At 78.6% G+C, this 1,409-nt stretch carries 1 protein-coding gene; it reads left to right on the top strand.

Annotated elements, in window-relative coordinates:
* Window positions 1-297: 297 nt before the first annotated feature.
* Window positions 298-1,409, top strand: a 1,112-nt coding sequence (locus tag ABEB16_RS21040) for a sensor histidine kinase (RefSeq protein ID WP_345714136.1), incomplete at its 3' end; no start/stop codon positions are given.

The raw sequence follows: 1,409 nt of genomic DNA, 5'->3' as shown, positions 1-1,409 counted from the left end.
CCCCGCCGTGCCGGGGCCGCGGCGGGCGGGCGCCGGTGGTGGTGGCCGCGGCGGAGGCGGCGGTGGCGGGTGCGGCGGGGGGCAGCGGTGCGGGCACGGGGACCTCCGGGCGGGAACGCGGGTGCGCAGCGCTCGGGACCGAGCGGCGCGGGGGGCGGAGCGGTTCCCGAGCCTCCCGGTGGCGGCGCACCGCGGTCGCTGGTGCGCTCCCCCGGAGCGCGGTGGGGCTGTCCCCACCCCCTCGACGGGGGAGCGCACTCCTGTCCAGCGGCCCACCGCGCGCCTAGGGTCGAGGACGTGTCCAGCTCACTCGCACCGGCCGTCGAGCGGCCCCCGGCGACCGGCACCGCCGGCCGCTTCCTGCGGTCCTGGGGCGACGGCTGGTGGGCCGTCTGCCACCTCTTCCTCACCCCGTTCCTCCTGGGGTTCCACCTGGCCGTCGTCGTCGTCATGATCGTCGGCGCGGCCCTGACCCCGGTGCTGCTCACGGGCCTGCCGCTGCTCGTGATGAGCCGCTGGGCGGCGCGCGGGCTGGCGGCGGTGGAGCGCTGGCGGCTGTGGCACCTGCTCGGGGAGTGGGTGCCGGCGCTGCCGCGCAGCGCACCCGACCCGCGCCCGTGGTGGCGGCAGGTGCTGCTCGACGCGCAGCCGTGGCGCACCGCCGTGCACCTGCTGCTCGTCAGCACGTGGGGGATGGTCGCCTCGGTGCTGCTGGCGTCCCTGCTGGGCGTCGCCCTGGCGGGTGTCGCGCTGCCCTTCGTGCCGCACGAGGGCGGGCTGTCCCTGCCGTACGTCTCCCCCGGGGTGGCGCTGCCGGTCGGGGAGGGCGCCGCCGCGGTCACCGGGCTGGCGCTGCTGCTCGTCGTGCCGTTCCTGGCCCGCACCCTCGCGCTGCCGGAGGCGGCCAGCGCCCGGGTGCTGCTGGCCCCGATGCGCCGCACCCGCGAGGCGTTCCTCACCGCCCGGGTGGAGACGCTGACGCAGACGCGGGAGCGGGCCGTGGACTCCGTGGAGGCCGAGCGCCGCCGCATCGAGCGGGACCTGCACGACGGCCCGCAGCAGCGGCTGGTGTCGCTGGCGATGCAGCTGGGCATGGCGCAGCGGGAGCTGGAGCGCGACCCCGAGCGGGCCCGGCTGCTGCTGGACAAGGCGCACGCCTCCGCGAAGGAGGCCGTCACCGACATGCGGCAGGTGGCGCGCGGCATCCACCCGCCGGTGCTCACCGACCGCGGCCTGGACGCGGCGCTGTCGGCGCTGGCGGCGAGCTGCCCGGTGCCGGTGGCCGTGGAGGTCGCCCTGGAGCCGGGACCGGCCGGGCGCCCGGCGCCCACCGCGGAGGCCATCGCGTACTTCTGCGTCTCCGAGGCCCTGACGAACACCGCCAAGCACTCCGGCGCAACCCGCGCCCG

Source organism: Kineococcus glutinatus (genome assembly GCF_039542765.1).
GTDB lineage: Bacteria > Actinomycetota > Actinomycetes > Actinomycetales > Kineococcaceae > Kineococcus_A > Kineococcus_A glutinatus.
The sequence above is the reverse complement of the archived record's forward strand: the minus strand, read 5'-3'. Positions and strand labels throughout refer to the sequence as shown.